Source organism: Kitasatospora sp. NPDC023385 (assembly GCF_055664045.1).
This window is the reverse complement of record NZ_JBVOOL010000017.1, coordinates 1-18965: the sequence shown is the minus strand read 5'-3', so window position 1 is coordinate 18965 and position 18965 is coordinate 1. Positions and strand designations below refer to the sequence as shown.

Genomic DNA, 18965 nt, shown 5'->3' with positions numbered 1-18965 from the left:
TCAGCCGGTGAGGCCCGGTCAGCCGGTGAGGCTCGGGTAGTCGGTGAGCGTCGGGTAGTCCGTGAGGCCGGTGGCCGTCTGGCCGTAGAGGTGGGTCGGGTCGACGGGAGTCAGCGGGGCATGGGCGGCGAATCGTTGCGGCAGGTCCGGATTGGCGATGAAGGCGCGCCCGTAGGAGACCAGGTCGGCCAGTCCGGCGGCCAGCACCGCCTCGCCGCGCTCGCGGTCGGTGGCGGCGCGGTTCTCGCCGACGTTGGCGATCAGCGGGCCGGACCAGCGCGGGCGCAGGTCGGCCAGGGCCGGGTAGTCGTCGTTGTCGGTGAGGTGCAGGTAGGCCAGGCCGAGGCCGCCCAACTCGGCGAGCAGCGCCCGGTAGACCGGCGCCGGGTCGGCCTCGTGCATGCCGAACTGCGGGTTGCCGGGGGACAGGCGCAGGCCCAGGCGGTCCGGGCCGATGGCGTCGGCGACGGCGGTGACCAGCTCGATCGGGAGGCGCAGGCGGTCGGCGAGGGTGCCGGGGCCGTACTCGTCGGTGCGCAGGTTGGTGTTGTCGGCCAGGAACTGGTGGATCAGGTAGGAGTTGGCGCCGTGCAGTTCGACGGCGTCGAAGCCGGCGGCGAGCGCGTTGCGGGCGGCGTCGACGTGGTCGGTGACCGCCTGGCGGATCTCGTCGCGGGTCATCTCGCGCGGGGTGACGGCCTCGGCCTTGCCGCCGTCCCTGACGTGCACCGGGCCCGGCGCGGGGACGGCGGAGGGGCCGGCCGGGAGGTCGCCGAGCAGCCGGTTGAGCGGGTGGCCCTGGCGGCCGCCGAGCATCAGCTGGGCGACGATCCGGCCGCCGGCCGCGTGCACCGCCTCGGTGACCGCGCGCCAGCCGGCCGTGTGCGCGGGCGTCTCCAGGCCCGGCAGGAACCAGCCGGACTGGCCCCGGCTGCTGGGCCAGATCCCCTCGGTGACGATCAGGCCGGCGCTCGCGCGCTGGGCGTAGTACTCGGCGACGACGGGCAGCGGCGTACCGTCCTCGGCGGCCCGGTACCGCGTCATCGGGGCCATGACGACGCGGTTGGGCAGGTCGAGCGAGCCGAGGCGGTACGGGCTGAGCAGGGATTCCGTGGTGGTCATGCCGGTACGGTAGAACCTGACGCATGTGTCAGGTTCAACCGTCAGCGGGCCGTGCCCGCGGCTGTGCCCGCGGACGCCTCGGTGAGGACCAACTCCTCGATACCGTACAGAAAACGCTCCATCGCGGGGCGTGGGAGCACGGCCGGGTTCGCCGTCATGGCCAGGCTCAGGGCCTCGCGGGACTGCAGGGCGTCCAGGGCGTAGGTCAGGCCGGGGCGGGGCTCGAACTCCACCGGCCAGATGAGGGTCGTCCGGTCGTCGCCGGGGCCGGGCGCGGCCGGGAGTAGTTCGCGGGTGTCGTTGAACACGCAGGAACGGTCGGCGAGTTCGATGCCCTCGGCGGTCAGCTGCTCGATCTCGGCGGCCAGGGCGAGCCGGTCGTAGTAGGCGTGGCGGTAGGTGCCGATCGCGGCGGCGTGGGTGCGGCGCACGACCTCGCCGAACTCGGCCGTGGCGTCCGGGAGATGGAACAGGCCGTCGCCGGTGACCACCTTCACCGCGTTCGCCAGCCCGGGCAGGAATCGGTTGTTCACCACGACGTTCAGCACGGCCTCGGTCGTCCCGGCGAGCCTGGCCGTCATCGCGGCCGTCGCGGCGAGCAGCACGGAGCCCGTACTGACCCGGTGGAGGGCGGCCACCTGCTCGACCGCGCGGCCCAGGGCGGGGGAGCGGAGCACCGCGTTCGGGAACGGGGCGGGGGAGCGGAGCACCGCGTTCGGGAACGGGGCGGGGCCGTCTGCGGCCGGCGGGAACAGCCGGGGCGGGCCCAGCCGCAGCTTGCGCAGGAACTGCTTGCGGGCGGCCGCGTCACGGCGAACGCCCCGCTCGGAGGCCTGGAACTCGGCTTCCTCCAGCGGCTGTTGGGCGCTCTCGCGGAGCTCGGCCAGGCCTTCGGCGGAGTTGCCGAGGCAGAGCGCGGTCAGATCCGCCACCAGCCGGCTCATCCCGGAGCCGTCGACCGCAGTGTGGGAGAGTACCAGGCTGATGTGCCGGGCCAGCCCGTCCGCCACCACCACGCCGACCCGGACCGGCCAGCGCGCGGCGGTGTCGAAGGGCTGCGCCACCAGTTCCTCGTGCAGCCGGGCGCCGAGCTCCGCCGGGTCGCCGTCGCCGTCGCCGGCAGACCGGACCTCGACGTCCAACGACCCTTGCCCGTCGACGACTTGGCGGAGGCGACCGTCCTCGCCCGGGAGCAGTCGGGTGTGCAGCGAGTCGTGCAGGTGCAGCAGCCGCTCCAGCGCGTCCAGCAGGACGGGCAGCGGCAGGCCCGGGTCCAGGGGGGCCTCGGTGGCGATGTTGTAGCGCGGCGCGTCGGCCGGGCCGAGTCGGTGGACGGCGTCCCGGATGGCCCGTTGGCCCCAGGTGGCCGGTCCGGACCCGGCTCGTCCGGAGGAGAAGGCGATCTGCAGCAGTTGACGAGTGGTCACCGTGTGGCTCTCCGTGATGCGGTGGTCATGGCGTGGTGCCGGTGCGTTGGGAGCGCGGGTGCTGCTGGGGAGAGTGTGGCGCACCGCCCGCCGCACGTCGAGGCCCGAGCCGCCCCCGGCTGCCGTTTGCCGGTTGCCGGTCGGGTGGTTGGAGGTGCCGGTCGGCGGGCGAGACGGCTCGTTCGCCTTCCTATCGGCAATCGAGCCGCGCTCGAGCCCGCCGTTCCAGCCTGCAGGTGGCCTCCGGTGAGCTGCTCCGGGGCCTGGCGTCCTCACCGGACACCGGACACAGGCGAAAGGAACGGACTGTGACGCGACGCACGGACGGAGGCCGGCGATGACCCGGCGGATAGTGATCACCGGAATCGGGGTGCGCGCCCCGGGCGGCCCCGGTACGAAGGCCTTCTGGAACCTGCTGACCGAGGGACGCACCGCCACCCGGACCATCTCGTTCTTCGATGCCTCGCCGTTCCGCTCGCGGATCGCCGGAGAGGTGGACTTCGACGCCGGGCGGAGGGGTTCAGCCTGCGGGAGATCCGGCGGATGGACCGGGCCACCCAGTTCGCCGTCGCGTGCAACCGGGGACGCGCTCGCCGACAGCGGACTGGAGACCGAGGCGCTCGACCCGCACCGGATCGGCGTCAGCCTCGGCAGCGCGGTCGCCTCCGCGACCAGCCTGGACAACGAGTACCTGGTGCTGTCCGACCGGGGCCGGGACCGGCGGATGGACCCGGGCTACCTTTCGCCGCACATGGCCGACTACCTCAGCCCCGGCGTGATGCCCGCCGAGGTGGCCTGGGTGGCCGGTGCGGAGGGCCCGGTCGTGATGACCTCCGACGGCTGCACGTCGGGCCTGGACGCCATCTCGCTGGGCGCCATCGGCTCCATCGAGATCGCGGCCAGCGCGCTCGCCATCGAGCACAACGTCGTCCCGCCGACGGCCAATCTGCACACGCCCGACCCCGAGTGCGACCTGGACTACGTGCCGCTGACGGCCCGGTCCAAGCGGGTCGACGCGGTGCTGTCGGTCGGCAGCGGCTTCGGGGGGTTCCAGAGCGCGATGGTCCTGCACCGGCCCGAGCGGGCGAGCCGGTGAAGCCGGTGAGCGCCCCGGTCGTGGTCACGGGGATGTCCGTGGTGGCGCCCAACGGGCTGGGCACGGAGGAGTACTGGAAGTCCGTGCTGACCGGTCGCAGCGGCATCGGCGAGCTGACCCGGTTCGACGTCTCGGGCTACCCGGCGCGGTTGGCCGGGCAGATCCTGGACTTCGAGGCCGCCGACCACCTGCCCAGCCGCCTGCTGCCGCAGACCGACGTCTCGACCCGGTACGGATGGTGTCCATCGTCACGGCGATCGACGCGGCCGGGGAGCCGCGTGGCCGTCCGGGGCGGATCCCGCTGGTCCCTGTCTCTCGACATGAAGTATCTTGACGTCGAGATTGATGAGCGAGCGTGTGACGGGGGCCTGCCATGCGGGGGAACGGACTGATGGCGCAGCTGCAGAAGCCGCCCGGGGGGCGGGACGCGCGGATCATGCTGCTGGCGCAGTGCGTCGACCGGACCGGGACCGGGCTGTGGGCGGCGGCCTCGGTCCTGTACTTCACCTACGCGTGCGGGATGGACGCCCGGCAGCTCGGCCTGCTGCTCGGGGTGGGCGCGGTGGCGGGGATCGCCGGTTCCCCGCTGGCCGGGCGGGCGGCGGAACGCGTACCGGTGCGGTGGCTGCTGATCGGATGCCACCTGCTACGGCTCGGGACGATGGCCCTGCTGCTGGTGGTCGACGGCTTCCCGCTGCTGCTGCCCGTGGTCGCCCTGACCTGTCTGGCCGAACGCGCGGCCAAGACCCTGGAGATGCTGTTCGCCACCCGGGTCGCGGGCGAGCGGCGCGGCACGTACCAGGCGCTGTTCCGCAGCGTGGCCAACGCCGGGTACGCGCTCGGCGCGGGCGGCGCGGCGATCGGCCTCGCCGTGGGCACCACGACCGCCTACCGCGTGCTGATCCTGGCCAACGGGCTCTCGTACCTGCTGGCCGCCGTGCTGGTGTGGCGCACCCGGGAGCCGGCCGGGCGCGGCCTGGTCGCGGCGGCGTCCGGGAGCGGGCCGAGTGAGGGCGAGTCGTGCGGTGGCCCGTCGGCGGTGCCGAGCCCCTGGCGCGACCGCGGGTACCTGCTGTTCGTGCTGCTGGACATGCCGCTGAACCTGGACGACTCGGTCCTCAACGTCGGGCTGCCGCTCTGGCTCGTCCACCACACCGGGGCGCCGCACGCCGTCGTCCCGGTCTTCCTGGTGCTCAACACGGTGCTCGTGGTGTTGCTGCAACTGCGGGTCTCGGCGTGGGCGGACGGCCCGCGCGGGGCCGCCGCGGCGGTGCGCTGGTACGGGGTGACGCTGTCGGCGGGCTGCCTGCTGATCGTGCTGGCCACCGGCGCCGGACCGTGGACGGCCTCGCTCGCGCTGCTGGCCGCGGCCATGCTGGTCACCCTGGCGGAGCTGATGCGCTCGGTGAGTTCCTGGGAGCTTGCGGTCAGTCTGGCGCCGCCGCGTGCCCAGGCCTCCTACCTGGGAGTGGCCGGGATGTCCCAGTCGGTGCAGAAGTCGGCGGGCCCGCTGCTGCTGACCGGCGTGGTGATGGCGGCCGGCCCGGTGGGCTGGCTGGCCCTCGGCGCGGCGACCGTCGGGCTCGGTGCGCTTCAGCGCCGGGCCAGCCTGGGCCGACTGGCGGCCCTCGCCGGTCCGGTGGCCCGGCCGGGGGGCGGGTCGCCGCGGAGCCGGGCGGCTGGTCTCCGTCAGAGCCGGCCGTAGACGGCGGACAGGCGGTGCAGGACCTCGGCGGCACGGTCGAGGTCCGCGTCGCCGTAGTCGCCCAGGTCGGTGTGCAGGGCCTCGGCCAGCGCCTCCTGGCGCCGGCGGTGCCGCTCGCGTCCGGCGTCGGTGAGGGTGACCACGACGGAGCGCTTGTCCTCCGGGGGCCGGGTGCGGGTGACGTACCCGGCCGCGACCAGGCCGTTGACCAGCTGGGTGGTGGCGGCACCGGTGGTCTCGGTTCCCGCGGCGAGGACGAGGCCGTCGCGCCAGGCGGTGAGGAAGGCGAGCCGGTCGGGGGTAGGTGGCCAGGGATCAGGTCAGGATTCTGATGAGGCCTCAGTAATGGACAGGTTGCCGCACGGTACTTGACGACCTCTCGTTTCCCATGGTTTTCTCCCAACACGCCGAATGTCCGACGTACAAATTGTTAGCGCTAACAATGCGTCGGCGACCTGGTGCCCCCCACCCCCCACCCCGCAGGGTCACGTCCTGCCGCCGCCTCGGTCGTGCCGTGCCCGGTCCGCGCGCACCGAGAAGAACCGACCCTGCCCAAGTCGCCCCTAGGAGGGTGCATATGAACGCTCCCGGTACAGCTCCACGAACCTCGACACGGCGAGGATGGCGGCCGCGGATGGCCGCCCTGCTCTCGATGGTCTTCGTGGCCGGCTTCCTGGCCATGGTGAACCCGTCGTCCGCCTCCGCTGCCTCGGTCGACACCGGCAAGTGGTACGTGCTGGTCAACCGCAACAGCGGCAAGGCGCTGGACGACTACAACTTCGCCACCGCCGACGGTTCGCCCCTCGTCCAGTGGACCCGCTCCGGCAACGAAGCCCAGCAGTGGCGCTTCCTGGACTCCGGTAGCGGCTACTACCGCCTGCAGAACCGTAACTCCGGCAAGGTCCTGGACGACTACAACTGGTCCTCGGCCGACGGCACCGACGTCGTCCAGTGGAGCGACCTCAACGCGACCAACCAGCAGTTCAGCCTCGCCGACTCCGCCGGCGGCTACGTCCGCCTCCTGAACCGCCTCAGCAGCAAGGCCCTCGAAGTCCAGAACGCCTCCACCGCCGACGGCGGCAGGATCGTCCAGTACGCCGACTGGGGCGGCGGCAACCAGCAGTGGCAGCTCGTCCCCGTCGCCGACGTCGGCACCGGCACGTGCGCTCTTCCGTCGACCTACCGCTGGACATCGACGGGTCCGCTGGCGGAGCCGGCGAACGGGCAGGTCGCGTTGAAGGACTTCAGCACCACCACGTACAACGGCAAGCACCTGGTCTACGGGACGACCTCCAACGGAACGTCGTGGGGCTCGACGGGGTTCAGTCCCTTCACGAACTGGTCGGACATGGCGACGGCCACCCAGACCGCGATGAACGATCCCGCGGTGGCGCCCGAAGTGTTCTACTTCGCGCCCAAGAACGTCTGGGTGATGGTGTCCCAGTGGAGTCAGTGGCCGCTCTACTACCGCACGTCCAGCGACCCCACCAACCCCAACGGCTGGTCCGCCTCGCAGCCGCTGTTCACCGGCAGCCTCCCCGTGAACGCCCAGGGCCAGAAGGACGCCCCGATCGACCCGACCATGATCGCCGACGACCAGAACGTGTACCTGTTCTTCGCCGCTGACAACGGCAAGATCTACCGGGCCAGCATGCCGATCGGGAACTTCCCCGGCAGCTTCGGCTCCTCGTACACGACGGTCATGAGCGACACAACGGACCTTCTGTTCGAGGCGCCGGAGGTCTACAAGGTCCAGGGCCAGAACCAGTACCTCATGATCGTCGAGGCGCAGGGGGCAAACCGCTACTTCCGCTCGTTCACCGCCTCCAGCCTGAACGGTCCGTGGACCGTCCAGGCCGGCAGCGAGAGCAGCCCCTTCGCGGGCCAGGCCAACAGCGGTTCCACCTGGGCGCAGGGCGTCAGCCACGGTGACCTGGTCCGCAACAACCCCGACCAGACCAAGACCATCGATCCCTGCAACCTGCAGTTCCTCTACCAGGGCCTCCCCAAGAACATACCGGCGGGCACCGGCTACGCGGCCCTGCCGTACCGGCCGGGCCTGCTCACCCTGCAGCGCTGACCCGTCTGCTCCACGGTGATCGCGATGTGGTGCGGTCCGCCGACGCGTAGACGAGCTGTCCACGGCGCGCGCAACTTCACCTGCTGACCGGTACTCACCGCACCGAGGAACCCCAGCCGCGCATCGGCTGGGGTTCCTCATCCTGTGTGCAGGCGGTTTTTTCAGGGCCTAGAGAGCCCGCTCGCCCTGGGTCAGAGTTTGAACATCGCGGCGTAGGGCTGGGTGATGCGTTCCTGCCGCGATCCGAAGTCGACGAGGACCGCGATGTCGCTGTCGCCTTCGACGCCGATGGCCCGGCCGAGGCCGTACTGGTCGTGAGTGACGCGGTCGCCGACGGCGAAGTGCTTGCGCGGTGCTTCGATCCGGGCCTTGAAGGGGCTTGTGGGCAGGACGCGGCGGACTGCTGCAGATTTCGTCATTTCCTGCAGTATGCGCCGGAAATCGCGGGAGCGGGTCCTTCCGGCGCATTCGATTTCGGAGTTCGACAGGAATGTCGCGTGCGCTGTCCAACGGGCCCCCGGATGGCGCCGGCGGACGTGGCGCTTCGCTGTTCGCGGCCAGGCCAGGCGCCCCGCGCACGCGTTGGCCGCCTTTCCCTTCCTGGAGTCGGCGGCGCTGGCAGGGCAGGAGGCATGCCCAACGAGGTTGCTCTCCAGGGGCGTTGATGGTCCTGGCGCCTCGCGATCGGCGGCCCCGGGGAAGGGGCCCGCGGAACCGGAGGTGAAATATCCGCCCGTGGCGGGCTGGGGCCTGCTAGAGTCGTCTTAGTTGCAGTAGTGGTTCCCATGAACTTTGTGTGCGCCTGCTGATGTTTCGCAGGCGCATTTTTGTTTCCCGGGTCTTCCCCGGGTGGGTGCTCATCGCGGCGACTCGGATCCCGTGCTGTGCGGGTTTCGGACAGCCCCTTGAAGGAGATTTTTTTATGGCTAATGGCACTGTGAAGTGGTTCAACGCGGAAAAGGGCTTCGGCTTCATCGAGCAGGAGGGTGGCGGTCCTGACGTGTTCGCCCACTACTCGAACATCAACGCCAACGGCTTCCGTGAGCTGCTCGAGGGCCAGAAGGTCGAGTTCGACGTCACGCAGGGCCAGAAGGGCCCGCAGGCCGAGAACATTCGTCCGCTGTAGTTTCTGCCACGGCACCCGCCTGGTAGCGAGGGGCCCGCACCGCGTACATGATGCCCGGTGCGGGCCCCTCCGCATTGCGCCACGCGCATTCCCCGGCCGCTCAGGCCCCTGGCTCCGCCACCGGCGGCCATCCCCACGCGAGACGCCCAGCGCCGCGTCCGGATCGGCGCCCTGCCGTGACATCCCACGGTTCGAGGTTCTTCGCTCCCGCCCTCCGCGGTGAGCGCCGACCTGAGGTGACGTGCCGCACGGTTTCACCGTCCACGCCCCGCATTCCATACTTTCGGCCCGTTCCTTGCGGCCTCCTGCCGGCGCCCCGCGCTGCGGAGCCTCCTCGCGACGTGCCGCTCCAGGAAGGTCTCCCATGAACCGCTCCAGTCGCTCCCCGTACCAGAACACCAACTCCCGCTCCTCGGCCTCCGCCCGCTCCGGCGGCAGCTACGGATCCCGCTCCGGCGGCAGCTCCTTCTACGGCGACCGGCCCGCCGGCGGCCGGAGCTCCCGTCAGGGATCCTCCTCGCAGGGGGAGTTCGCGATGCCGGTGAGCACCACCCCGTCGCTGCCGGCCGTCGAGTCCTTCGCCGAGCTGGACATGCCGAAGGCGCTGCTGTCGGTGCTGACCCGCCAGGGCGTCACCGCTCCGTTCCCGATCCAGGCCGCGACGCTGCCGAACTCGCTGGCCGGCCGCGACGTCCTCGGACGTGGCCGCACCGGCTCCGGCAAGACCATCGCGTTCGGTCTCGCCGTGCTGGCCCGCACCGCCGGGCAGAAGGCCGAGCCGCGCCGGCCGCTGGCCCTGGTGCTGGTCCCCACCCGTGAGCTCGCGCAGCAGGTCACGGATGCCCTCACCCCGTTCGCCCACGCGGTGCGGCTGCGGATGGCGACCGTGGTGGGCGGAATGTCGATCGGGCGCCAGGCGCAGGCGCTGAACCGGGGGGCGGAGGTCGTGGTGGCCACGCCCGGTCGGCTCAAGGACCTGATCCAGCGCGGCGACTGCCAGCTGGACGGGGTCGGCATCACGGTGCTCGACGAGGCCGACCAGATGGCCGACATGGGCTTCCTGCCGCAGGTCACCGAGCTGCTCGACCAGGTCGCCGAGGGCTGCCAGACGATGTTGTTCTCCGCCACCCTGGACCGCAACGTCGACCGCCTGGTGCGGCGCTTCCTCAAGGACCCGGTCACGCACTCGGTGGACCCGTCCGCGGGTGCGGTCAGCACGATGGAGCACCACGTCCTGCAGGTGCAGAACTTCGACAAGAACGCCACGATCGCCCACATCGCCTCCCGCGACGGCGGGGTGATCATGTTCATCGACACCAAGCACGGTGCGGACCGCCTGGTGGAGGACCTGCTCGCGAACGGGGTGAAGGCCGCGGCCCTGCACGGCGGCAAGTCCCAGCCGCAGCGCAACCGGACCCTGGAGCAGTTCCGCACCGGCCAGGTCACGGCCCTGATCGCGACCAACGTCGCCGCCCGGGGCATCCACGTCGACGGGCTCGACCTGGTCGTCAACCTGGACCCGCCGAGCGACCACAAGGACTACCTCCACCGCGGCGGGCGCACCGCCCGGGCCGGCGAGTCCGGCACCGTCGTCACCCTGGTGCTGCCCAACCAGCGCCGCGAGATGGCCCGCCTGATGACCACCGCCGCCATCACTCCCGTCACCACCCGCGTCAGCGCCGGCGACGAGGACCTGGCCCGCATCACCGGCGCCCGGGTGCCCACCGGCATCCCCGTCGTGATCGCCGCCCCCGTCGTCGAACGCCCCCGCCGCAGCGCGTCCGCGAGCCGGGGCCGCCGGGGCCGACCCGCCCACGCGGGAGCCGACACCCGTGCAACCGTCGCGGGCCGCGACAACCAGGGCTCCACCGGCCGCCGCCGGGCACCCCGCCGCGTCGCCCTCGCCGCCTAGCGCGTACGCGGGGGCCCGGACTGCCGCCGCAGTCCGGGCCCCCACCACTCACCAAGCGCAGAGCAGTCTCGGCCCGCTCCGACGGGCCCCGCCGGTTGTCCCACCGCCGGCGCCCCGACCACCGCCGGCCCCGGCGGAAACGACGCCAAGGAGTCCGCCGTGACCATCGCCCTCGAACGCCCCGTGACCACCGCCACGGTCGGCGACCTCATGAAATGCCCGGAGCTGCAGATCAGCGACGACGTCATGGTCGACATGGCGATCGACATCCTGCAGAGTTCCGGTGCCGACCACCTCCTGGTCCGCGACGACGACGGCCGCTGCGCGGGGCTGCTGACGCGCCTGCACCTGGCGCCGTTCCAGACCCGCTCCCGGTCCACCGAGCGGACCCCGGTGCGCGACATCGTCCTCGACCGCTCCCCGTTCGCCACCGCCGACATGCCCGCCGCCACCGCGGCCGCCGCCATGCGCGCCCGCGGCCTGGCCGTGTGGCCGGTGGTGGACCACGACGGCCACGCCATCGGCCTGCTCAGCTTCTAGGACCGGCGCGTCGGCGCCGCCGCGCCGGCCATCGCCGTGTCCGCCCGTAGCGCGCTTCGCGACTGCCGACGGATGCGCCTGGGTGCGAGGGTGCTCGTGCCCGGGGCGGCCTGCGGTGAGCACCTACTGCTCACCGCGGGCCGGTCTCGTCGGAGTGGATGGTTCGGTCAGGTGTCGGCGGCGGGTTCCTGGCCGTGTGCAGAGCGGCGGAGCTGCTCGTTGATGCGCAGGGCTTCCTCGAGTTGGTCTTCGAGGATGATGATGCGGCAGGCGGCGTCGATGGCGGTGCCCTGGTCGACGAGGTCGCGGGCGCGCATGGCGATCCGAAGCTGATAGCGGGAGTAGCGGCGGTGGCCGCCGTCGGAGCGCAGGGGGGTGATGAGGCCCTGGTCGCCGAGCGAACGCAGGAAGCCGGGGGTGGTGCCGGTCATCTCGGCGGCGCGGCCCATGGTGTAGGCGGGGTAGTCGTCATCGTCGAGCGAGCTGACGGCACCGAGGGTATGCGGTCGGATGGTTGCCGTGGTCACTGCACCTCTTCTTGTTGTGTCGGGGACGCGCTGAGGGGCCCCGGGGCCGTTGCGGCTCCCGGGGCCCCGAAGGGTTTTACACCATCTGCCGGCCCTGTGACCGGCTTCCTCATGTCCGCCTCGCCCCGGGGGAGGGGGCGTGCGGGGATCGCGTATGCGTGACCGGAAACCACCGTCCTTGCCTTGGGGTCTTCGGAGTCCGCCCGGGTGACTGCCTCGCGGGCCGGGCGATCCTGATGGCGCTCTGTCCCCTCCGTTCATCCTCTGTACTGACCGGATTGCTACGAACTGCGGATAGTTCCCACTACCAGGTACTGCCGAACTGCCTGTACTGCGAACTGCGCGGTAGTGCCAACTACCCGCTACTGCTGCGGCGATCCTGGTGGTCCGCCGGTTCCGGCAGCCAGCCCCGTCGCCCGTCCTGCTCAACCGCTCGGCTCGGAACCCCACTGCCGGACTCCCAGCACGCGCGCCCGCAGTCTTGAGCGCCTTCACTGGGATACCGCGTACTGCGACTGCCGGTACTGCGCAACTCAACTTCACCTGCTGGTAATGCACTTACCGAAATGCGGTACCGCTCGGTGGCGGCCCCTGATGCCTGCGGGCCGCCCGGCCCGGCCGCCAGTCCCGTCGCCGTCCTACACCTGCTGTGGCTCCGGAACTCCGCTACCGCGCCGTCTTTTTGCGTCACCTTCTTCACGCCCATCTGCCCGGCGCGTCCTGCTGAAATGCGGTACCGCTCGGTGGCGGCCCCTGATGCCTGCGGGCCGCCCGGCCCGGCCACCGGTCCTGTCGCCTTACTGCACCATCCCTGGCTTCAGGGCCCTGCAACCGTGCTGACGTGCAAACTTCTGTACTGCTCCCGCCAGTTCGTGTCTGGCGGGTACCGCTTGATCTCGTCTACGAGAGAAACCTTAACCACGAGGTATGGCAATGTCTACTCCAGCGGGCATAGATTTTTCGGCGTAGGCCGGGAAGGTATCCTTCGCTCCGCACAGGGCGGGGCGGCCGGTCGCCGCAGCCGCACCGGGCATGGAGGACGCCGCGATCACCCGACTGAATCGCCACGCTCGAACCGATGTTCACCAAGATCGATAGAGCAACGGCTTCTGACTGCCGCCCGCGCCGAAGAGTGTGAGCGCTCGGGTCAGCCCCGTTAACAGTCGCGACTAGACGTGGTTCTGATGACGCATCAGTAACCGACAGGTTGCAGCGCGGTACTTGACGTCCTCTCATGCCCCATGGTTTTCTCCCTGCAACGCGCAGGATGTCCGACTGAATTGTTAGCGCTAACAATGCGCCGGAGATCCGGCTCCCCACCCCCAGGGGTTACGTCGTGCCGCCGCCTCGGGCGTGCTGTGCCCGGTCCGTACGCACCGAGAAGGACCACCCCTGCTCAAGTCGCCCCTAGGAGGGTGCAGATGAACGCTCTGGGTACAGCCCCACGAACCTCGACACAGCGAGGGTGGCGGCCCCAGGTGGCCGCCCTGCTGTCGGTGGTCTTCATGGCCGGCTTCCTGGCGATGGTGAACCCGTCGTCCGCCTCGGCGGCTTCGGTGGACACCACCGCCTGGTACGTGCTGGTGAACCACAACAGCGGCAAGGCCCTCGACGTCTACAACTCCTCCGCCGCCGACGGCGCCAACGTCGTCCAGTGGACCCGCACCAACGCCAGCAACCAGCAGTTCCAGTTCGTCGACTCCGGCGGCGGCTACTACCGGATCAAGGCACGGCACTCGGGCAAGATGATCGACGTGTCCAGCTGGTCGACGGCCGACGGTGCCGCCATCCACCAGTGGACCGACCGCGGCGGTGCCAACCAGCAGTTCAGGCTGGCGGACTCCGACAGCGGCTACGTCCGACTGGTCAACCGCAACAGCAACAAGGCGGTCGAGGTCCAGAACGCGGCAACCAACGACGGCGCCGACGTCGTGCAGTACACCGACTGGGGCGGCACCAACCAACAGTGGCAACTCGTCAAGGTGGATGGCGGCACCGGATCCGGCCCGTGCGACATCTACGGCGCAGGTGGTACGCCCTGCGTGGCGGCGCACAGCACAACGCGCGCCCTCTACAGCGCCTACAACGGAGACCTGTATCAGGTCCGACGCTCGGACAACACAACCCGCAACATCGGCGTACTGACCCCTGGCGGCGTCGCCAACGCGGCGGCCCAGGACTCTTTCTGCGCAAACACCACGTGTGTCATCACGGTCCTGTTCGATCAGTCCGGGCATGGCAACGACCTGTGGTACCAGGGTTCGAGCGTGGTCCCGGGCTCACCACAGACCCGCCCGGCCGTAGCGACCACCGAATCGTTGACGGTCGGTGGCAGCAAGGCCTACTCGCTGTACATCAACCCGGGTGCCACCTACTGGCGCGACGGCCACCTGACGGGTATCCCGACGGGCAGCGCACCCGAGGGCATGTACATGGTCACCAGCGGCACACATGTCAACAGCGGCTGCTGCTTCGACTACGGCAACAGCGAAACCACCCGCAAGGCCGACGGACCAGGTGCCATGGACGCCATCTACTTCGGGACGAGCTGCTGGTTCGGCGGCTGCTCCGGAACCGGACCCTGGGTGCAGGCCGACCTCGAATGGGGCCTGTTCCCAGGTGGCAGCAGCACGTGGAACCCGAACCAGCAGCCGTTCAGCAGCAAGTTCGTCACGGCGACACTCAAGAACAACGGGACGTCGCGATTCGCGATGAAGGGCAGCAATGCCCAGGCCGGAAGCCTGAACACCCTATGGGACGGCGCGCTTCCCAACGAGCCCAACGTGTACAGCCCGATGAAGAAGCAAGGCGCCATCGTCTTGGGCAGCGGCGGCGACTGCTGCCCACCCGACGTAGGCAATATCAACGACAGCGCGGGCACGTTCTACGAGGGTGCCATGGTCTCGGGCTACCCGTCGGATGCGACCGAAAATGCGGTCCAGGCGAACATCGCCGCCGCCGGCTACCGATAACCAGACCCGGCCGCCGGCCTGACGGGTACAAGCGGTGCCGCCGCTCCAAGCGGCGTCCGCGCCGATGCGGCCCGTCTCATGTCGGCGATCCCCATGATGGAAGGAAGACGCTGTGTCGGTTTGGTCAGCGCGCGCCGCGAGGTGGCGTCGTCGGTGGCGGCCCCAGGTGGCCGCCCTGCTGTCGGTGGTCTTCATGGCCGGCTTCCTGGCGATGGTGAACCCGTCGTCCGCCTCGGCGGCTTCGGTGGACACCACCGCCTGGTACGTGCTGGTGAACCACAACAGCGGCAAGGCCCTCGACGTCTACAACTCCTCCGCCGCCGACGGCGCCAACGTCGTCCAGTGGACCCGCACCAACGCCAGCAACCAGCAGTTCCAGTTCGTGGACTCCGGCGGCGGCTACTACCGGATCAAGGCACGGCACTCGGGCAAGATGATCGACGTGTCCAGCTGGTCGACGGCCGACGGTGCCGCCATCCACCAGTGGACCGACCACGGCGGTGCCAACCAGCAGTTCAGGCTGGCGGACTCCGACAGCGGCTACGTCCGACTGATCAACCGCAACAGCAACAAGGCGGTCGAGGTCCAGAACGCGGCAACCAACGACGGCGCCGACGTCGTGCAGTACACCGACTGGGGCGGCACCAACCAACAGTGGCAACTCGTCAAGGTGGATGGCGGCACCGGCACATGCACGCTGCCGTCGACGTACCGCTGGACATCGACCGGCCCGCTGGCGAACCCGAAGGCGGGGTGGGCCTCGCTCAAGGACTTCACCGACGTCGTCTACAACGGCCGGCACATCGTCTATGCCACGGCGCACAACACCCTCGCCGGTAACGACGGGCGCTGGGGACTGACGAGCTTCAGCCCCTTCACGAACTGGTCCGACATGGCCACCGCCACCCAGAACACGATCCCCTTCGACGGCATCGCGCCGACGCTGTTCTACTTCGCCCCGAAGAACATCTGGGTGCTCGCCTACAACGGGGGGTGGCCAGACGCTTTCTCCTACCGCACCTCGAGCGACCCCACCAACCCCAACGGCTGGTCCGCGCAGCAGACGCTGTTCACGGGCACCCTCCCGGATGGGGGCCCGCTCGACGTGACCCTCATCGGCGACGACACGACCATGTACCTGTTCTTCGCCGGTGACAACGGCAAGATCTACCGGGCGAGCATGCCGATCGGGAACTTCCCCAGCAGCTTCGGCTCCTCGTACACGACAGTCATGAGCGACACGGCGCTCAATCTGTTCGAGGCGGTTGAGGTCTACAAGGTCCAGGGCCAGAACCAGTACCTCATGATCGTCGAGGCCCAGAACTACACCGGGAGTGGTCGCTACTTCCGCTCCTTCACGGCCACCAGCCTCGACGGCACGTGGACACCGCAGGCCGACACCCTGAGCAACCCCTTCGCCGGCAAGGCCAACAGCGGCGCGACGTGGACCAACGACATCAGCCACGGCGATCTGGTCCGCACCAACCCCGACCAGACCAAGACCATCGACCCCTGCAATCTGCAGTTCCTCTACCAGGGGCGCGACCCCAGCACCGACGGCACGGACTACGGCCTCCTGCCGTACCGGCCGGGCGTGCTGACACTGCAGCGCTAGTACCGAAGCCGTTCGACGTGTGGCTACGCCGCCGAGGCCTGGAGGTTTCGGCGGCCGACAGTAATAAGTCGCCTTAACTGGGGGTCGAGGAGGCTGGCGTCGGGCGGTGGTGTCTCCTGCCCTGGGCCTGTTCGGTTGGTGCGGGCAGGCCCAGGGGTGGCCCCTGCGTCGTGCCGGTCAGAGTCGGATGGCGGTGACGACGTGGTAGTCGACGAGGCCGTCGCGCCAGGCGGTGAGGAAGTTGCGGGTCCAGTGGGAGGTCGGGACGGTGTCGGTGAGGTAGCGGTCGAGGCCGGGCCAGACGTGGGTGCCGATGGACTCGGTGGCGATGTCGGTGAAGCCGGACGCGGTGAGGTCGTCGGTGAAGGTGGTCAGGGGGTGGGCGATGTCGAGGCCGTCGGCGAAGCTGGCGAGGAGGATCTTGAGGCGTTCGGCGGCGTCGGGGCCCGGGGCGGTGAAGAAGGTGGTCACGACGAGGCGGCCGCCGGGGCGCAGGACGCGGGCGCTCTCGCGGGCGAAGCCGGTCAGCTCGCGGAAGTGCTGGGCGGTCTCGACGGAGTACACGCCGTCCAGGTAGGCGTCACGGAAGGGGAGTTCGTCGGCCGAGCCAAGGGTGTAGGCGAGCCGGTCGGGGTAGGTGGCCAGGGCTCTGGCGTTGACGGCGCGGGCGCGTTCGATCTGGTCGGGGTGGATGTCGACGCCGGTGACGGAGGCGAAGCGGAACTCCCGCAGCGCCAGCGCCGTACCCAGCCCGCGCCCGCAGCCGACCTCCGCCAGCCGTAGCCGCTCGCGCGGCTCGGGGAAGTCCCGCAGCACCCGCCGGTAGAGCTGCTCCTGGCTGCGCACCCGGTCCTCGGAGGTGGGGGCGGTGAGGTCGATCCCTTGCCAGTAACCGAAGTTGATGAACCCGCCGGCGAACGACGGGGCGGTGCTGAGGTCGTCGGCGCCGTATGTCCGGCGTACCGTCGGGGGGATGCGGTTGTGGTCCATGGGCCGCTGGATCTCCTGCTCGGTGGGCGCCCGGGCGTCGGACGCGCCGAGGTACGTACCCAAACCGGTGATGGTCCGAACACGTTACGTGATGGGCCGGTGGGGTCGGTGGGAAAGGGGCGCGGCGGTGATCCGAGGGGGCTCGGAGGAGCACCCGCGCGACCGGGGGCGGCGACCGGGGCGCTGACCAGGGGCGCCGAACGCCTGGAAGCGGTTGGGAGCGGCCGGGGAGCAGGTGGGACGGGTGGCGGCCGAGGCCGTCCGGAGAGGGCGGGCGCGCGGAAATTCTCGGCGGCGGGGGAGGCCGGTTCGCTACAGTCCGCGAGGATTCCCGACGGTCCTGACCCGAGCTTGAGGAGAACGACACCGTGAACGTCCCCGACGACCGCCCCGTACCGCCGCTGACCGGTGGTGAGCGTGAGATGCTGCGCGGCTTCCTGGACTACCACCGGGCGACCCTCGCCATGAAGTGCGAGGGGCTGACCGACGACCAGCTGCGGCAGCGTTCCAGCCCGCCATCCAGCCTGAGCCTGCTCGGCCTGGTGCGGCACATGGCGGAGGTCGAGCGGACCTGGTTCCGCCGGGTGATCAACGCCGAGGAGCTTCCGCTGGTCTGGTCCGACCGCGACTACCAGGTCGCGTACGACGTCACCGACGCCACCCGGGCCGAGTCCTTCGCCGCGTGGCAGGCCGAGGTCGAGCACTCCCGGCGCATCGAGCTCGCCGCCGAGACCCTCGACGTCACCGGGCACCAGCCCCGGTGGGACGCCGACGTGTCGCTGCGGCTGGTGATGCTGCACCTGATCCACGAGTACGCCCGGCACAACGGGCACGCGGACTTCCTGCGCGAGGCGATCGACGGGGTGGTGGGGGCGTAGGGGCCATCGGGGGCCGGAGGGGCGGCAGGCCCTACCAGCCGAGGAGGTGGGTGCGGCGGGTGAGGGCGGTGCGGACGGACTCGGCGGCGCTCTCGGCGGTGAGGTCGCCCGTGTCGAGGGTGTGCGAGGCGCCGTCCGGGGCCGGACCGGCGTGCAGCACGACGTAGTGGAGCGCGGCGCCGGTGGCGCGGCTCTCGCGGCGGAAGGTGTCGAGCGCGGCCGGGACGGCCGGGGACTCCACCACGACCTGGTAGCCGCGGGTGGCGTACGCGAAGGCGGCCTGCGCGGCGGCGGCCAGGGCGGTGGCGTCCTGGCGCCGGGCCTCCGGCAGGTGCGGTGGCAGCCGGCCGCCGCCGATGACCCGCAGGAAGTCGTCCGTCCGCAGGTGGACGCTCGGGTTCAGCTCCCGCGCGAGCAACTCCGCGACCGGGCTGTTCCCGGCCCCGGACGGGTCGACAAGGACGAGGACGCCACCGGCACCCCGGCCGCCCCCGAGCTCCGGCCCACCTACGGTCGTACGGTTCACAGCTGCTGATCCCTTCGCGGGCCGGGGAGGGGGGTAGCCGGGGCGGTCGGAGTGCGAAGGAGCTGGTCGGCCCCTATCCGGACAGCCGATCGCCTCGTCCCTACGACTGATGCGTTTCGGGGATCAACCTAGTCCAAACGGGTGCCCCGAGTCGTCCCCGACCCGGTGGGCGGACGGGCCGCCCGCGTGCTCCTAGAAGTTCACTGAAAATCAGGGGTTCTGGCCCCGCGTCACTCGGTGTGGGGTCAGACTGCTGGTGTGCTGGGACAGTGGGATGGGGAGTTGGTCGGGCCGGACGTGTGGGAGACCTGCCGGGAGTTGATCCCGGTGGGGAGCGTCTTCGCGTTCCTGGCTGAGCACCGGGAGACGCTATTCCCGGGGTCGATGTTCGCAGACATGTACCCGTCGACGAACGGGCGGCCGAGCATGCCGCCGCAGGTCCTGGCCGC

16 protein-coding genes and 3 pseudogenes are annotated in these 18965 nt (G+C 70.6%); 11 read left to right on the top strand and 8 right to left on the bottom strand.

Annotated elements, in window-relative coordinates; all coding sequences use genetic code 11:
* Window positions 1-18: 18 nt before the first annotated feature.
* The gene (locus AC0B61_RS24735) at window positions 19-1122 is read right to left on the bottom strand and encodes an alkene reductase (RefSeq protein WP_471742919.1); all 1104 of its coding nucleotides are present in this window, start codon (window positions 1120-1122) and stop codon (window positions 19-21) included.
* Window positions 1123-1163: 41 nt separating this feature from the next.
* Entirely contained in the window at window positions 1164-2549 is a 1386-nt protein-coding gene (locus AC0B61_RS24730; RefSeq protein WP_471742918.1) for a condensation domain-containing protein, read from the bottom strand.
* A gap of 337 nt (window positions 2550-2886) precedes the next feature.
* Between AC0B61_RS24730 and AC0B61_RS24725 the strand changes: the two genes are divergently transcribed.
* The 3 genes and pseudogenes from AC0B61_RS24725 (at window position 2887) to AC0B61_RS24715 (ending at window position 5350) form a co-directional block, all read left to right on the top strand.
* Window positions 2887-3645: a beta-ketoacyl synthase N-terminal-like domain-containing protein gene (locus AC0B61_RS24725; protein ID WP_471742917.1), complete on the top strand. Its 759-nt coding sequence runs from the start codon at window positions 2887-2889 to the stop codon at window positions 3643-3645.
* A gap of 5 nt (window positions 3646-3650) precedes the next feature.
* Window positions 3651-3878, top strand: a pseudogene (locus AC0B61_RS24720) (beta-ketoacyl synthase N-terminal-like domain-containing protein); the annotation flags it as partial.
* 158 nt (window positions 3879-4036) lie between these two features.
* Window positions 4037-5350 (top strand): MFS transporter, encoded by a 1314-nt coding sequence (locus AC0B61_RS24715; RefSeq protein WP_471742916.1) that lies wholly within the window; start codon window positions 4037-4039, stop codon window positions 5348-5350.
* On the opposite strand, the gene AC0B61_RS24710 is transcribed toward AC0B61_RS24715, so the two are convergent.
* Together AC0B61_RS24710 and AC0B61_RS24705 are read right to left on the bottom strand one after the other, a co-directional pair.
* Window positions 5335-5493 (bottom strand): hypothetical protein, encoded by a 159-nt coding sequence (locus AC0B61_RS24710; protein ID WP_471742915.1) that lies wholly within the window; start codon window positions 5491-5493, stop codon window positions 5335-5337. The genes AC0B61_RS24715 and AC0B61_RS24710 overlap by 16 nt on opposite strands.
* A gap of 15 nt (window positions 5494-5508) precedes the next feature.
* Window positions 5509-5592: pseudogene (locus AC0B61_RS24705) on the bottom strand (MarR family winged helix-turn-helix transcriptional regulator); the annotation flags it as partial.
* A 392-nt stretch (window positions 5593-5984) separates the two neighbouring features.
* Here AC0B61_RS24705 and AC0B61_RS24700 point away from each other — a divergent pair.
* Window positions 5985-7430: a non-reducing end alpha-L-arabinofuranosidase family hydrolase gene (locus AC0B61_RS24700; protein ID WP_471742914.1), complete on the top strand. Its 1446-nt coding sequence runs from the start codon at window positions 5985-5987 to the stop codon at window positions 7428-7430.
* 191 nt (window positions 7431-7621) lie between these two features.
* Here AC0B61_RS24700 and AC0B61_RS24695 read toward each other — a convergent pair whose 3' ends face one another.
* The gene (locus AC0B61_RS24695) at window positions 7622-7849 is read right to left on the bottom strand and encodes a hypothetical protein (RefSeq protein ID WP_396459730.1); all 228 of its coding nucleotides are present in this window, start codon (window positions 7847-7849) and stop codon (window positions 7622-7624) included.
* 503 nt (window positions 7850-8352) lie between these two features.
* On the opposite strand from AC0B61_RS24695, the gene AC0B61_RS24690 reads away from it, so the two are divergent.
* From AC0B61_RS24690 to AC0B61_RS24680, 3 genes are all read left to right on the top strand, one after another.
* Window positions 8353-8556: a cold-shock protein gene (locus AC0B61_RS24690; RefSeq protein WP_030918248.1), complete on the top strand. Its 204-nt coding sequence runs from the start codon at window positions 8353-8355 to the stop codon at window positions 8554-8556.
* Between the two features lie 364 nt (window positions 8557-8920).
* Window positions 8921-10468 (top strand): DEAD/DEAH box helicase, encoded by a 1548-nt coding sequence (locus AC0B61_RS24685; protein WP_471742913.1) that lies wholly within the window; start codon window positions 8921-8923, stop codon window positions 10466-10468.
* A 159-nt stretch (window positions 10469-10627) separates the two neighbouring features.
* Window positions 10628-11008: a CBS domain-containing protein gene (locus tag AC0B61_RS24680; protein ID WP_471742912.1), complete on the top strand. Its 381-nt coding sequence runs from the start codon at window positions 10628-10630 to the stop codon at window positions 11006-11008.
* Window positions 11009-11175: 167 nt separating this feature from the next.
* Here the strand turns inward: AC0B61_RS24680 and AC0B61_RS24675 are convergent, their stop codons facing one another.
* Entirely contained in the window at window positions 11176-11457 is a 282-nt protein-coding gene (locus AC0B61_RS24675; protein ID WP_471743045.1) for a helix-turn-helix domain-containing protein, read from the bottom strand.
* A gap of 1601 nt (window positions 11458-13058) precedes the next feature.
* Between AC0B61_RS24675 and AC0B61_RS24670 the strand changes: the two genes are divergently transcribed.
* Complete coding sequence (locus AC0B61_RS24670) at window positions 13059-14507, top strand: arabinofuranosidase catalytic domain-containing protein (RefSeq protein ID WP_471743044.1); 1449 nt, start codon at window positions 13059-13061, stop codon at window positions 14505-14507.
* A gap of 193 nt (window positions 14508-14700) precedes the next feature.
* Window positions 14701-16122, top strand: coding sequence for a non-reducing end alpha-L-arabinofuranosidase family hydrolase (locus AC0B61_RS24665; RefSeq protein ID WP_471743043.1), 1422 nt, complete (start codon window positions 14701-14703; stop codon window positions 16120-16122).
* A 177-nt stretch (window positions 16123-16299) separates the two neighbouring features.
* Here AC0B61_RS24665 and AC0B61_RS24660 read toward each other — a convergent pair whose 3' ends face one another.
* Window positions 16300-17175 (bottom strand): class I SAM-dependent methyltransferase, encoded by an 876-nt coding sequence (locus tag AC0B61_RS24660; RefSeq protein ID WP_471742911.1) that lies wholly within the window; start codon window positions 17173-17175, stop codon window positions 16300-16302.
* 359 nt (window positions 17176-17534) lie between these two features.
* Here AC0B61_RS24660 and AC0B61_RS24655 point away from each other — a divergent pair, with 359 nt between their 5' ends.
* Window positions 17535-17990 carry a DinB family protein gene (locus AC0B61_RS24655; protein ID WP_471743042.1) on the top strand — a complete coding sequence of 152 codons (456 nt, stop codon included), beginning with the start codon at window positions 17535-17537 and terminating at the stop codon, window positions 17988-17990.
* A gap of 31 nt (window positions 17991-18021) precedes the next feature.
* Here the strand turns inward: AC0B61_RS24655 and AC0B61_RS24650 are convergent, their stop codons facing one another.
* Window positions 18022-18516 (bottom strand): hypothetical protein, encoded by a 495-nt coding sequence (locus AC0B61_RS24650; protein WP_471742910.1) that lies wholly within the window; start codon window positions 18514-18516, stop codon window positions 18022-18024.
* Window positions 18517-18798: 282 nt separating this feature from the next.
* On the opposite strand from AC0B61_RS24650, the pseudogene AC0B61_RS24645 reads away from it, so the two are divergent.
* Window positions 18799-18965 (top strand): annotated as a pseudogene (locus tag AC0B61_RS24645) (IS5/IS1182 family transposase); the annotation flags it as partial.

Excerpts from the sequence above, each read along its gene's own strand:
- AC0B61_RS24715 (WP_471742916.1), top strand. The coding sequence starts at position 4,037 with ATGGCGCAGCTGCAGAAGCCGCCCGGGGGGCGGGACGCGCGGATCATG.
- AC0B61_RS24670 (WP_471743044.1), top strand. The coding sequence starts at position 13,059 with ATGGTGAACCCGTCGTCCGCCTCGGCGGCTTCGGTGGACACCACCGCC.
- AC0B61_RS24695 (WP_396459730.1), bottom strand. The coding sequence starts at position 7,849 with ATGACGAAATCTGCAGCAGTCCGCCGCGTCCTGCCCACAAGCCCCTTC.
- AC0B61_RS24690 (WP_030918248.1), top strand. The coding sequence starts at position 8,353 with ATGGCTAATGGCACTGTGAAGTGGTTCAACGCGGAAAAGGGCTTCGGC.
- AC0B61_RS24665 (WP_471743043.1), top strand. The coding sequence starts at position 14,701 with ATGGCCGGCTTCCTGGCGATGGTGAACCCGTCGTCCGCCTCGGCGGCT.
- AC0B61_RS24735 (WP_471742919.1), bottom strand. The coding sequence starts at position 1,122 with ATGACCACCACGGAATCCCTGCTCAGCCCGTACCGCCTCGGCTCGCTC.
- AC0B61_RS24655 (WP_471743042.1), top strand. The coding sequence starts at position 17,535 with ATGCTGCGCGGCTTCCTGGACTACCACCGGGCGACCCTCGCCATGAAG.
- AC0B61_RS24700 (WP_471742914.1), top strand. The coding sequence starts at position 5,985 with ATGGCCGCCCTGCTCTCGATGGTCTTCGTGGCCGGCTTCCTGGCCATG.
- AC0B61_RS24685 (WP_471742913.1), top strand. The coding sequence starts at position 8,921 with ATGAACCGCTCCAGTCGCTCCCCGTACCAGAACACCAACTCCCGCTCC.
- AC0B61_RS24725 (WP_471742917.1), top strand. The coding sequence starts at position 2,887 with ATGACCCGGCGGATAGTGATCACCGGAATCGGGGTGCGCGCCCCGGGC.
- AC0B61_RS24675 (WP_471743045.1), bottom strand. The coding sequence starts at position 11,457 with ATGGGCCGCGCCGCCGAGATGACCGGCACCACCCCCGGCTTCCTGCGT.